General features: G+C 52.1%; 10 protein-coding genes. 6 read left to right on the forward strand and 4 right to left on the reverse strand.

Annotation, left to right across the window (positions count from 1 at the left end):
* Nucleotides 1-9: 9 nt before the first annotated feature.
* Both ppdD and nadC read right to left on the reverse strand, forming a co-directional pair.
* Nucleotides 10-450 carry a prepilin peptidase-dependent pilin gene (ppdD, locus tag D9738_RS04385; protein WP_130204940.1) on the reverse strand — a complete coding sequence of 147 codons (441 nt, stop codon included), beginning with the start codon at nt 448-450 and terminating at the stop codon, nt 10-12.
* Nucleotides 451-652: 202 nt separating this feature from the next.
* Complete coding sequence (gene nadC / locus D9738_RS04390; RefSeq protein ID WP_130204942.1) at nt 653-1,546, reverse strand: carboxylating nicotinate-nucleotide diphosphorylase; 894 nt, start codon at nt 1,544-1,546, stop codon at nt 653-655.
* A gap of 87 nt (nt 1,547-1,633) precedes the next feature.
* Here nadC and ampD point away from each other — a divergent pair, with 87 nt between their 5' ends.
* Nucleotides 1,634-2,185 carry a 1,6-anhydro-N-acetylmuramyl-L-alanine amidase AmpD gene (ampD, locus tag D9738_RS04395; RefSeq protein ID WP_130259638.1) on the forward strand — a complete coding sequence of 184 codons (552 nt, stop codon included), beginning with the start codon at nt 1,634-1,636 and terminating at the stop codon, nt 2,183-2,185.
* Nucleotides 2,182-3,036 carry a beta-lactamase regulator AmpE gene (gene ampE, locus D9738_RS04400; protein WP_000171986.1) on the forward strand — a complete coding sequence of 285 codons (855 nt, stop codon included), beginning with the start codon at nt 2,182-2,184 and terminating at the stop codon, nt 3,034-3,036. The genes ampD and ampE overlap by 4 nt, the downstream gene beginning before the upstream one ends.
* Before the next feature lie 42 nt (nt 3,037-3,078).
* Here ampE and aroP read toward each other — a convergent pair whose 3' ends face one another.
* Nucleotides 3,079-4,452, reverse strand: coding sequence for an aromatic amino acid transporter AroP (gene aroP / locus D9738_RS04405; protein WP_165383261.1), 1,374 nt, complete (start codon nt 4,450-4,452; stop codon nt 3,079-3,081).
* Nucleotides 4,453-4,992: 540 nt separating this feature from the next.
* Between aroP and pdhR the strand changes: the two genes are divergently transcribed.
* From pdhR to lpdA, 4 genes are all read left to right on the forward strand, one after another.
* Nucleotides 4,993-5,757: a pyruvate dehydrogenase complex transcriptional repressor PdhR gene (gene pdhR / locus D9738_RS04410; protein ID WP_062892733.1), complete on the forward strand. Its 765-nt coding sequence runs from the start codon at nt 4,993-4,995 to the stop codon at nt 5,755-5,757.
* A gap of 160 nt (nt 5,758-5,917) precedes the next feature.
* The gene (gene aceE / locus D9738_RS04415) at nt 5,918-8,581 is read left to right on the forward strand and encodes a pyruvate dehydrogenase (acetyl-transferring), homodimeric type (protein ID WP_130259639.1); all 2,664 of its coding nucleotides are present in this window, start codon (nt 5,918-5,920) and stop codon (nt 8,579-8,581) included.
* Nucleotides 8,582-8,595: 14 nt separating this feature from the next.
* Nucleotides 8,596-10,488, forward strand: coding sequence for a pyruvate dehydrogenase complex dihydrolipoyllysine-residue acetyltransferase (gene aceF, locus D9738_RS04420; protein WP_130204949.1), 1,893 nt, complete (start codon nt 8,596-8,598; stop codon nt 10,486-10,488).
* A 324-nt stretch (nt 10,489-10,812) separates the two neighbouring features.
* Entirely contained in the window at nt 10,813-12,237 is a 1,425-nt protein-coding gene (lpdA, locus tag D9738_RS04425) for a dihydrolipoyl dehydrogenase (protein WP_130205068.1), read from the forward strand.
* 70 nt (nt 12,238-12,307) lie between these two features.
* Here the strand turns inward: lpdA and D9738_RS25020 are convergent.
* Nucleotides 12,308-12,466, reverse strand: a 159-nt coding sequence (locus D9738_RS25020; RefSeq protein ID WP_240780575.1) for a hypothetical protein, incomplete at its 5' end; no start/stop codon positions are given.

Below are 12,466 nucleotides of genomic sequence, written 5' to 3' on the forward strand. Positions count from 1 at the left end.
CGCCGCTCCTTAGTTGGCGTCATCAAAGCGGAAGACATCTTCGCAGGCTTGCTGCAATGCGCTGTCACTTTGAATATTGCAGTTGCGCGTCCAGCCGGTGACACCGTTAGCGTTATCCCAACCGGGTGTCATAACGATGCTTAGCCCATTGAGACTCTCTTGCCCGGTCAGCGACACCACGCCCTTTGCCACACTCATGGCTGAAACATAGCGGGTGGTGGTAGGCGAGGGGATGCCATTGCTGCCGCCGTCGCAGGTGTCCAGTCCGCCATGTTCCAGCGCGCACAATTCTACGGCGGTACGGTAAGGCACAAAGGTTTGTAGCATGTCGGTAAGTGCGGCTTTGCGCAGGTAGTTTTGATAAGCGGGAATACCAATGGCGCTTAAAATGGCAATGATGCCAATAACCACCATCAGTTCGATAAGTGTAAAACCGCGTTGCTTGTCCATCTGTCTCGCTCCTTGATTTGGTTGGCGCTACTTTGGCAAACGCCATCAGCACAGGCGAGGGGCAAAAAACGAAACGGGAAGGCGGCTTCCGAGGTTTTTTATTACGTTGCAGCGAAAGACAGAAAATTTGCGAGGCGTTACGAAGAAAGTTGGGGAAGGGGAGATTATCCGCCCGCGATGGAGCGGATAAATCTGTCAGCAATTAGCGAAAACGCATTGAAAGATCGAGTGCCTGTACGTGTTTAGTTAGCGCTCCGACGGAGATAAAGTCCACGCCCGTTTCAGCAAACTCGCGTAGCGTTTTGTCGGTGACGTTGCCAGACACTTCCAGCAGCGCCTTGCCGTTGGTGCGTTTAACGGCTTTGCGCATCTGTTCTGTGTCGAAGTTATCCAGCATGATGATATCGGCACCTGCTTTCAGTGCTTCATCAAGTTCTTCCAGATTCTCGACTTCAACTTCTACTGGCGCATCCGGGTGCAGCCAGGACGCTTTTTCGACCGCCTGGCGCACTGAGCCGGAGGCAATAATATGGTTTTCTTTGATCAGGAAGGCGTCAGAAAGCCCCAGACGATGGTTAGCCCCGCCGCCGCAAAGTACCGCGTATTTCAGGGCAGAACGCAGGCCGGGTAAGGTTTTTCGCGTATCCAGCAACTGCGTATCGGTGCCTTCCAGTAACTCAACATAGTGGCGAACCTTACTGGCTACGCCAGAAAGAGTTTGTACAAAATTAAGCGCAGTACGTTCGCCGGTTAACAGCACGCGAGATGGGCCTTCGAGTTCGAAAAGGAGTTGATTGGCGTTAATGACATCACCGTCATCCACATGCCAGGTAATGGTGACATCGTCGCCTGCCAGTTGAATAAACACTTCTTCAACCCAGCGTTTACCACAAAATACGCCTTCTTCGCGGGTGATCACCGTGGCATGAGAGCGTGAATTTTCCGGTAAAAGTTTTGCCGTAATGTCGTTGTTGGCATCGACTGTTCCGCCTAAATCTTCTCGCAGCGCCTGAGCCACCGCGCCGGGGATATCGAGATTAATGCGTTCCAGCAGCTCGTCACGTCGGGTGTCAGGGTTATAGCGGCGAGGCGGCATGTTAAAACTCCAGATAGCTAACGAATCATAAGGTAGAAACATGCTACTCTGAACCGGGTATTAGCACCACATATAAGGAGATCCTGCATGTTGTTAGAACAGGGGTGGCTGGTCGGCGCGCGCCGCGTTCCCTCACCACATTACGATTGTCGCCCGGATGACGAAACTCCCACCTTGCTGGTGGTGCACAATATTAGCCTGCCGCCAGGCGAGTTTGGCGGTCCGTGGATTGATGCATTATTCACCGGAACTATTGATCCGCAGGCTCATCCCTTCTTTGCAGAGATTGCCCATTTACGCGTCTCCGCTCACTGTTTGATTCGCCGTGATGGTGAAATTGTCCAGTATGTTCCTTTCGATAAACGCGCCTGGCATGCGGGTGTTTCCGTGTATCAGGGGCGCGAACGCTGTAATGATTTCTCTATTGGGATTGAGCTGGAAGGCACTGATACGCTGGCTTATACCGATGCGCAGTATCAGCAACTGGCGGCGGTCACGCGGGCACTGATTGATCGCTATCCCGATATCGTTAATAACATGACGGGCCATTGTGATATTGCGCCGGAGCGTAAAACCGATCCCGGCCCTGCCTTTGATTGGGCACGGTTTCGCGCCCTGGTCAGCAAGGAGACAACATGACGCTGTTTACAACCTTACTGGTGTTAATTTTCGAGCGCCTGTTTAAGTTGGGCGAGCACTGGCAGCTTGATCACCGCCTCGAGGCGTTTTTCCGTCGGGTGAAACATTTTTCGCTGGGGCGCACATTAGGGATGACCATTATCGCGATGGGGGCGACCTTTTTACTGTTGCGCGCGTTGCATGGGTTATTGTTCAACGTCCCGACGCTGGTGGTGTGGCTGTTGATTGGTTTGTTGTGTATTGGCGCAGGAAAAGTTCGTCTCCATTATCATGCTTATCTGACCGCAGCTTCTCGTAACGACAGCCATGCCCGTTCCACGATGGCTGGCGAGTTAACCATGATTCATGGCGTCCCCGCAGGCTGCGATGAGCGTGAGTTTTTGCGTGAACTGCAAAATGCCCTGTTGTGGATTAACTTTCGTTTTTACCTTGCGCCACTGTTCTGGCTAATTGTAGGCGGTATCTGGGGACCCGTTACCCTGATGGGCTATGCATTCTTGCGTGCATGGCAATACTGGCTGGCGCGCTACCAGACGCCGCATCATCGCTTACAGTCGGGGGTTGATGCCGTGCTTCATGTAGTGGATTGGGTGCCAGTTCGCCTTGCGGGCGTAGTTTATGCCTTGATTGGTCACGGTGAGAAAGCGTTACCAGCCTGGTTTGCTTCACTGACCGATTTCCATACATCGCAATACCAGGTGTTAACGCGTCTGGCACAGTTCTCTCTGGCGCGTGAACCGCATGTCGATAAGGTTGAGACACCGAAAGCAGCGGTTTCAATGGCGAAGAAAACCTCGTTCGTGGTTGTGGTGGTGATTGCGCTACTGACGATTTACGGGACATTGGTGTAAATATTGCTGCCCTCACCCAGAACGGGTGAGGGCGTAGAGAGATTAATGTGCTTTTACGGCTTTTGCGGTTTTCTCTTTGAACAGATAACCGATACCTAACACAACCAGCCATACCGGGATCAGGTAAACCGAAATCGCCATCCCCGGCGTCATCAGCATTATCACCAGTACCGCCGCCATAAACAGCAGGCAGATCCAGTTACCCAGCGGATAGAGCAGGGCAGGGAAACGAGTTACCACACCTTGTTCTTGCTTAGCGCGACGGAACTTCATATGTGCCAGGCTAATCATCGCCCAGTTAATAACCAGTGCAGAAACCACCAGCGCCATTAACAGTCCGAAAGCGGACTCTGGGGCAAGGTAGTTAATCAGTACGCACAATGCCGTAACCAGCGCAGATACCAGAATGGTATTTACTGGTACGCCGCGTTTATCGACGGAAGCGAGCATTTTCGGTGCGTTACCCTGTTGTGCCAGACCGAACAGCATACGGCTGTTGCAATATACGCAGCTGTTGTACACGGAGAGCGCAGCCGTCAGTACCACGATGTTCAGCGCATTTGCCACAAAGGTATCGCCTAACTCGTGGAAGATCAGCACAAACGGGCTGGTGTCAGCGGTAACGCGTGTCCACGGCATCAGTGAGAGCAGAACGGCTAACGAACCAATGTAGAAAATCAGGATGCGGTAGATAACCTGATTAGTTGCTTTCGGGATGCTTTGCTCCGGGTTATCAGCTTCTGCAGCGGTGATCCCCACCAGTTCCAGACCACCGAACGAGAACATGATAATCGCCATCATCATCACCAGCCCGGTGAAGCCGTGCGGCAGGAAGCCACCTTGAGCCCACAGGTTGCTAACGGTCGCCTGCGGGCCGCCGTTGCCGCTGAACAGCAGCCAGCCGCCGAAGATGATCATCGCTACCACCGCGATAACTTTGATAATGGCAAACCAGAACTCCATCTCGCCAAACACTTTTACGTTGGTCAGGTTGATGGCGTTGATCACCACAAAGAACACGGCGGCAGAAGCCCAGGTGGGGATTTCCGGATACCAGAACTGAATGTATTTGCCGACAGCCGTAAGTTCTGCCATGGCAACTAAAACGTACAGTACCCAATAGTTCCAGCCAGAAGCGAATCCGGCAAAGCTGCCCCAGTATTTATAAGCAAAGTGGCTGAAGGAGCCTGCGACAGGTTCTTCGACCACCATTTCACCTAGCTGACGCATGATCAGAAAGGCGATAAAACCTGCAATGGCATAACCCAGGATAATCCCTGGCCCTGCGGACTGTATTACGGAGGCGCTTCCCAGGAATAGCCCGGTTCCTATTGCGCCACCCAGCGCGATAAGCTGAATATGGCGGTTTTTAAGGCCGCGCTTTAGCTGCTCGCCGTGCTGTTGACCTTCCATCATGAAACCTCGTGCGGTGATTGTTTTTTTGATCTACGCAATGATGCGTGTGTAAGTTTGCAATTCCGTTTGTTGTATTAATTTGTTTACATTAAGGGCGTTTGAATTGTTACAAAAAGACTTCCGTCAGATCAAGAATAATGGTATGCGGCAGCGAATGCACCCGCTTTATGCATGGTTGAAGATGAGTTGCTTAAAAAGGAACCGTTTGTAAAGATCAGCCTCAAATCCGCTCAATATATAAAATGAATATAAATTCATTTTAATTGAATTAAAAATCGAAAAATTGGTAAGTGAATCGGTTCAATTCGGATTTTTATAGTTTAATAATCGTTAAAAAATCACTTTCCTACGTAAAGTCTACATTTGTGCATAGTTACAACTTTGAAACGTTATATATGTCAAATTGTTAAAATGTGCGCAGTTTCATGATTTCAATCAAAACCTGTATGGACATAAGGTGAATACTTTGTTACTTTAGCGTCACAGACATGAAATTGGTAAGACCAATTGACTTCGGCAAGTGGCTTAAGACAGGAACTCATGGCCTACAGCAAAATCCGCCAACCAAAACTCTCCGATGTGATTGAGCAGCAACTGGAGTTTTTGATCCTCGAAGGCACTCTCCGCCCGGGTGAAAAACTCCCACCGGAACGCGAACTGGCAAAACAGTTCGATGTATCCCGTCCCTCATTGCGTGAGGCGATTCAACGTCTCGAAGCGAAGGGCTTGTTGCTTCGTCGCCAGGGTGGCGGCACGTTTGTTCAGAGCAGCCTCTGGCAAAGCTTCAGCGATCCGCTGGTGGAGCTGCTCTCCGACCATCCTGAATCACAGTATGACTTGCTCGAAACACGACACGCCCTGGAAGGTATCGCCGCTTATTACGCCGCGCTGCGTAGTACCGATGAAGACAAGGAACGCATCCGTGAACTCCACCACGCCATAGAACTGGCGCAGCAGTCTGGCGATCTGGACGCGGAATCAAACGCCGTACTCCAGTATCAGATTGCCGTCACCGAAGCGGCCCACAATGTGGTTTTGCTTCATCTGCTAAGGTGTATGGAGCCGATGTTGGCCCAGAATGTCCGTCAGAACTTCGAATTGCTCTATGCGCGTCGCGAGATGCTGCCGCTGGTGAGTAGTCACCGCACCCGCATATTCGAAGCGATTATGGCCGGTAAGCCGGAAGAAGCGCGCGAAGCATCGCATCGCCATCTGGCCTTTATCGAAGAAATTTTGCTCGACAGAAGCCGTGAAGAGAGTCGCCGTGAGCGTTCTCTGCGTCGTTTGGAGCAACGAAAGAATTAGTGATTTTTCTGGTAAAAATTATCCAGAAGATGTTGTAAATCAAGCGCATATAAAAGCGCGGCAACTAAACGTAGAACCTGTCTTATTGGGCTTTCCGGCGAGAGTTCAATGGGACAGGTTCCAGAAAACTCAACGTTATTAGATAGATAAGGAATAACCCATGTCAGAACGTTTCCCAAATGACGTGGATCCGATCGAAACTCGCGACTGGCTCCAGGCGATCGAATCGGTCATCCGTGAAGAAGGTGTTGAGCGTGCTCAGTATCTGATCGACCAACTGCTTGCTGAAGCCCGCAAAGGCGGAGTCAACGTAGCCGCAGGCACCGGTATCAGCAACTACATCAACACCATCCCCGTTGAAGAACAACCGGAGTATCCGGGTAATCTGGAACTGGAACGCCGTATTCGTTCAGCTATCCGCTGGAACGCCATCATGACGGTTCTGCGTGCGTCGAAAAAAGACCTCGAACTGGGCGGCCACATGGCGTCCTTCCAGTCTTCCGCAACCATTTATGATGTGTGCTTTAACCACTTCTTCCGTGCACGTAACGAGCAGGATGGCGGCGACCTGGTTTACTTCCAGGGCCACATCTCCCCGGGCGTTTACGCACGTGCTTTCCTGGAAGGTCGTCTGACTCAAGAGCAGCTGGATAACTTCCGTCAGGAAGTTCACGGCAATGGCCTCTCTTCCTATCCGCACCCGAAACTGATGCCGGAATTCTGGCAGTTCCCGACCGTATCTATGGGTCTGGGTCCGATTGGTGCTATTTACCAGGCTAAATTCCTGAAATATCTGGAACACCGTGGCCTGAAAGATACCTCTAAACAGACCGTTTACGCGTTCCTCGGCGACGGTGAAATGGACGAACCGGAATCCAAAGGTGCGATCACCATCGCTACCCGTGAAAAACTGGATAACCTGGTCTTCGTTATCAACTGTAACCTGCAGCGTCTTGACGGCCCGGTCACCGGTAACGGCAAAATCATCAACGAACTGGAAGGCATCTTCGAAGGTGCTGGCTGGAACGTGATCAAAGTGATGTGGGGTAGCCGTTGGGATGAACTGCTGCGTAAAGATACCAGCGGTAAACTGATCCAGCTGATGAACGAAACCGTTGACGGCGACTACCAGACCTTCAAATCGAAAGATGGCGCGTACGTTCGTGAACACTTCTTCGGTAAATATCCTGAAACCGCAGCCCTGGTTGCAGACTGGACTGACGAGCAGATCTGGGCGCTGAACCGTGGTGGTCACGATCCGAAGAAAATCTACGCTGCATTCAAGAAAGCGCAGGAAACCAAAGGCAAAGCGACAGTAATCCTTGCTCATACCATTAAAGGTTACGGCATGGGCGACGCGGCTGAAGGTAAAAACATCGCGCACCAGGTTAAGAAAATGAACATGGACGGCGTGCGTCACATCCGCGACCGTTTCAATGTGCCGGTGTCTGATGCAGATATCGAAAAACTGCCGTACATCACCTTCCCGGAAGGTTCTGAAGAGCATACCTATCTGCACGCACAGCGTCAGAAACTGCACGGTTATCTGCCAAGCCGCCAGCCGAACTTCACCGAGAAGCTGGAGCTGCCGAGCCTGCAAGACTTCGGTGCGCTGCTGGAAGAGCAGAGCAAAGAGATCTCTACCACTATCGCTTTCGTTCGCGCCCTGAACGTGATGCTGAAGAACAAGTCGATCAAAGACAGGCTTGTGCCGATCATCGCCGACGAAGCGCGTACTTTCGGTATGGAAGGTCTGTTCCGTCAGATTGGTATTTACAGCCCGAACGGCCAGCAGTACACCCCGCAGGACCGCGAGCAGGTTGCTTACTATAAAGAAGACGAGAAAGGTCAGATTCTGCAGGAAGGGATCAACGAGCTGGGCGCAGGTTGTTCCTGGCTGGCAGCGGCGACCTCTTACAGCACCAACAATCTGCCGATGATTCCGTTCTACATCTATTACTCGATGTTCGGCTTCCAGCGTATCGGCGATTTGTGCTGGGCGGCTGGCGACCAGCAAGCGCGTGGCTTCCTGATCGGCGGTACTTCCGGTCGTACCACCCTGAACGGCGAAGGTCTGCAGCACGAAGATGGTCACAGCCACATTCAGTCGCTGACTATCCCGAACTGTATCTCTTACGACCCGGCTTACGCTTACGAAGTTGCTGTCATCATGCATGACGGTCTGGAGCGTATGTACGGTGAAAAACAAGAGAACGTTTACTACTACATCACCACGCTGAACGAAAACTACCATATGCCGGCAATGCCGGAAGGTGCTGAGGAAGGTATCCGTAAAGGTATCTACAAACTCGAAACCATTGAAGGTAGCAAAGGTAAAGTTCAGCTGCTGGGCTCCGGTTCTATCCTGCGTCACGTCCGTGAAGCAGCACAGATCCTGGCGAAAGATTACGGCGTAGGTTCTGACGTTTATAGCGTAACGTCCTTCACTGAACTGGCGCGTGATGGTCAGGATTGTGAGCGCTGGAACATGCTGCACCCGCTGGAAACTCCGCGCGTTCCGTATATCGCTCAGGTGATGAACGACGCTCCGGCAGTGGCATCTACCGACTATATGAAACTGTTCGCTGAGCAGGTCCGTACTTACGTACCGGCTGACGACTACCGCGTACTGGGTACTGATGGCTTCGGTCGTTCCGACAGCCGTGAGAACCTGCGTCACCACTTCGAAGTTGATGCTTCCTACGTGGTTGTAGCGGCGCTGGGCGAACTGGCTAAACGTGGCGAAATCGATAAGAAAGTGGTTGCTGACGCAATCGCCAAATTCAACATCGATGCAGATAAAGTTAACCCGCGTCTGGCGTAAGAGGTAAAAGAATAATGGCTATCGAAATCAAAGTACCGGACATCGGGGCTGATGAAGTTGAAATCACCGAGATCCTGGTCAAAGTGGGCGACAAAGTTGAAGCCGAACAGTCGCTGATCACCGTAGAAGGCGACAAAGCCTCTATGGAAGTTCCGTCTCCGCAGGCGGGTATCGTTAAAGAGATCAAAGTCTCTGTTGGCGATAAAACCCAGACCGGCGCACTGATTATGATTTTCGATTCCGCCGACGGTGCAGCAGACGCTGCACCTGCTCAGGCAGAAGAGAAGAAAGAAGCAGCTCCGGCAGCAGTACCCGCGGCTGCGGCAGCAAAAGACGTTAACGTTCCGGATATCGGCAGCGACGAAGTCGAAGTGACCGAAATCCTGGTGAAAGTGGGCGACAAAGTTGAAGCTGAGCAGTCGCTGATCACCGTAGAAGGCGACAAAGCTTCTATGGAAGTTCCGGCTCCGTTTGCTGGCACCGTGAAAGAGATCAAAGTGAACGTGGGTGACAAAGTGTCTACCGGCTCGCTGATTATGGTCTTCGAAGTCGCGGGTGCAGCAGGCGCGGCAGCTCCAGCAGCTAAACAGGAAGCGGCTCCTGCAGCAGCACCAGCGGCTGCAGCTGGCGTGAAAGAAGTTAACGTTCCGGATATCGGCGGTGACGAAGTTGAAGTGACCGAAGTGATGGTGAAAGTGGGCGACAAAGTTGCCGCTGAACAGTCACTGATCACCGTAGAAGGCGACAAAGCTTCTATGGAAGTTCCGGCTCCGTTTGCTGGCGTCGTGAAGGAACTGAAAGTCAACGTTGGCGATAAAGTGAAAACTGGTTCGCTGATTATGATCTTCGAAGTTGAAGGCGCAGCGCCTGCGGCAGCTCCAGCGAAACAGGAAGCGGCAGCGCCGGCTCCGGCAGCAAAAGCTGAAGCCCCGGCAGCAGCACCGGCTGCGAAAGCCGAAGGCAAATCTGAATTTGCTGAAAACGACGCTTACGTTCACGCGACTCCGCTGATCCGCCGTCTGGCACGCGAATTCGGCGTTAACCTGGCGAAAGTGAAGGGCACTGGCCGTAAAGGTCGTATTCTGCGCGAAGACGTTCAGGCTTACGTGAAAGAAGCTATCAAACGTGCAGAAGCGGCTCCGGCAGCGACTGGCGGCGGTATCCCAGGCATGCTGCCGTGGCCTAAAGTGGACTTCAGCAAGTTTGGTGAAATCGAAGAAGTGGAACTGGGCCGCATTCAGAAAATTTCTGGTGCTAACCTGAGCCGTAACTGGGTGATGATCCCGCACGTTACCCACTTCGACAAAACTGATATCACCGAGCTGGAAGCGTTCCGTAAACAGCAGAACGAAGAAGCAGCGAAACGTAAGCTGGATGTGAAGATAACCCCAGTTGTCTTCATCATGAAAGCCGTTGCTGCAGCTCTTGAGCAGATGCCTCGCTTCAACAGTTCGCTGTCGGAAGACGGTCAGCGTCTGACCCTGAAGAAATACATCAACATCGGTGTGGCGGTGGATACCCCGAACGGTCTGGTTGTTCCGGTATTCAAAGACGTCAACAAGAAAGGCATCATCGAGCTGTCTCGCGAGCTGATGACTATTTCTAAGAAAGCGCGTGACGGTAAGCTGACTGCGGGCGAAATGCAGGGCGGTTGCTTTACCATCTCCAGCATCGGCGGCTTGGGTACTACCCACTTCGCGCCGATTGTGAACGCGCCGGAAGTGGCTATCCTCGGCGTTTCCAAGTCCGCGATGGAGCCGGTGTGGAATGGTAAAGAGTTCGTGCCGCGTCTGATGCTGCCGATTTCTCTCTCCTTCGACCACCGCGTGATCGACGGTGCTGATGGTGCCCGTTTCATTACCATCATTAACAACACGCTGTCTGATATTCGCCGTCTGGTGATGTAAATAAAAGAGCCGGCCCAACGGCCGGCTTTTTTCTGGTAATCTCATGAATGTATTGAGATTATTAGCGAATAGACAAATCGGTTGCCGTTTGTTGTTTAAAAATTGTTAACAATTTTGTAAAATACCGACGGATAGAACGACCCGGTGGTGGTTAGGGTATTACTTCACATACCCTATGGATTTCTGGGTGCAGCAAGGTAGCAAGCGCCAGAATCCCCAGGAGCTTACATAAGTAAGTGACTGGGGTGAGGGCGTGAAGCTAACGCCGCTGCGGCCTGAAAGACGACGGGTATGACCGCCGGAGATAAATATATAGAGGTCATGATGAGTACTGAAATCAAAACTCAGGTCGTGGTACTTGGGGCAGGCCCCGCAGGTTACTCCGCTGCCTTCCGTTGCGCTGATTTAGGTCTGGAAACCGTAATCGTAGAACGTTACAACACCCTTGGTGGTGTTTGCCTGAACGTCGGCTGTATCCCTTCTAAAGCACTGCTGCACGTAGCAAAAGTTATCGAAGAAGCCAAAGCGCTGGCTGAACACGGTATCGTCTTCGGCGAACCGAAAACCGATATCGACAAGATTCGTACCTGGAAAGAGAAAGTGATCAATCAGCTGACCGGTGGTCTGGCTGGTATGGCGAAAGGCCGCAAAGTCAAAGTGGTCAACGGTCTGGGTAAATTTACCGGGGCTAACACCCTGGAAGTTGAAGGTGAGAACGGTAAAACCGTGATCAACTTCGACAACGCGATCATTGCAGCGGGTTCTCGCCCGATCCAACTGCCGTTTATTCCGCATGAAGATCCGCGTATTTGGGACTCCACTGACGCGCTGGAACTGAAAGAAGTACCAGAACGCCTGCTGGTAATGGGTGGCGGTATCATCGGTCTGGAAATGGGTACCGTATACCACGCGCTGGGTTCACAGATTGACGTGGTTGAAATGTTCGACCAGGTTATCCCGGCGGCGGACAAAGACATCGTTAAAGTCTTCACCAAGCGTATCAGCAAGAAATTCAACCTGATGCTGGAAACCAAAGTTACCGCCGTTGAAGCGAAAGAAGACGGTATTTATGTGACGATGGAAGGCAAAAAAGCACCAGCTGAACCGCAGCGTTACGACGCCGTGCTGGTAGCGATTGGTCGTGTGCCGAACGGTAAAAACCTCGACGCAGGCAAAGCTGGCGTGGAAGTGGACGACCGTGGCTTCATCCGCGTTGACAAACAGCTGCGCACTAACGTGCCGCACATCTTTGCTATCGGCGATATCGTCGGTCAGCCGATGCTGGCACACAAAGGTGTTCACGAAGGTCACGTTGCCGCTGAAGTTATCGCAGGTCAAAAACACTACTTCGATCCGAAAGTTATCCCGTCTATCGCCTATACCGAACCAGAAGTTGCATGGGTAGGGCTGACCGAGAAAGAAGCGAAAGAGAAAGGCATCAGTTACGAAACCGCCACCTTCCCGTGGGCTGCATCTGGCCGTGCTATTGCTTCCGACTGCGCAGACGGTATGACCAAGCTGATTTTCGACAAAGAATCTCACCGTGTGATCGGTGGTGCGATTGTCGGTACCAACGGCGGCGAGCTGCTGGGTGAAATCGGTCTGGCGATCGAAATGGGTTGTGACGCTGAAGACATCGCGCTGACCATCCACGCGCACCCGACTCTGCACGAGTCTGTGGGCCTGGCAGCAGAAGTATTCGAAGGTAGCATCACCGACCTGCCGAACCCGAAAGCGAAGAAGAAGTAATTTTTCGTTTGCCGGAACATCCGGCAATTAAAAAAGCGGCTAACCACGCCGCTTTTTTTATGCCTGCAATTTACCTTTCCAGTCTCCTTGTTCCACGCTCAGACAACCGTTCGCGTACTGCTGACCGTTGCTCATTATTCAATCGGGCAGTATGGTTATTGTCGTTCAGACGTTGCGGGCGGCTCTCCTGAATTTTCTCCCGCGCAACTTGACGCTGCTCAGGCGAGGC

Source organism: Escherichia sp. E10V5, from assembly GCF_004212315.1.
GTDB lineage: Bacteria > Pseudomonadota > Gammaproteobacteria > Enterobacterales > Enterobacteriaceae > Escherichia.

Bases quoted from the DNA above. Each gene is read 5' to 3' on its own strand.
- ppdD (WP_130204940.1), bottom strand. From the start codon at position 450: ATGGACAAGCAACGCGGTTTTACACTTATCGAACTGATGGTGGTTATT.
- nadC (WP_130204942.1), bottom strand. From the start codon at position 1,546: ATGCCGCCTCGCCGCTATAACCCTGACACCCGACGTGACGAGCTGCTG.
- ampD (WP_130259638.1), top strand. From the start codon at position 1,634: ATGTTGTTAGAACAGGGGTGGCTGGTCGGCGCGCGCCGCGTTCCCTCA.
- ampE (WP_000171986.1), top strand. From the start codon at position 2,182: ATGACGCTGTTTACAACCTTACTGGTGTTAATTTTCGAGCGCCTGTTT.
- aroP (WP_165383261.1), bottom strand. From the start codon at position 4,452: ATGATGGAAGGTCAACAGCACGGCGAGCAGCTAAAGCGCGGCCTTAAA.
- pdhR (WP_062892733.1), top strand. From the start codon at position 4,993: ATGGCCTACAGCAAAATCCGCCAACCAAAACTCTCCGATGTGATTGAG.
- aceE (WP_130259639.1), top strand. From the start codon at position 5,918: ATGTCAGAACGTTTCCCAAATGACGTGGATCCGATCGAAACTCGCGAC.
- aceF (WP_130204949.1), top strand. From the start codon at position 8,596: ATGGCTATCGAAATCAAAGTACCGGACATCGGGGCTGATGAAGTTGAA.
- lpdA (WP_130205068.1), top strand. From the start codon at position 10,813: ATGAGTACTGAAATCAAAACTCAGGTCGTGGTACTTGGGGCAGGCCCC.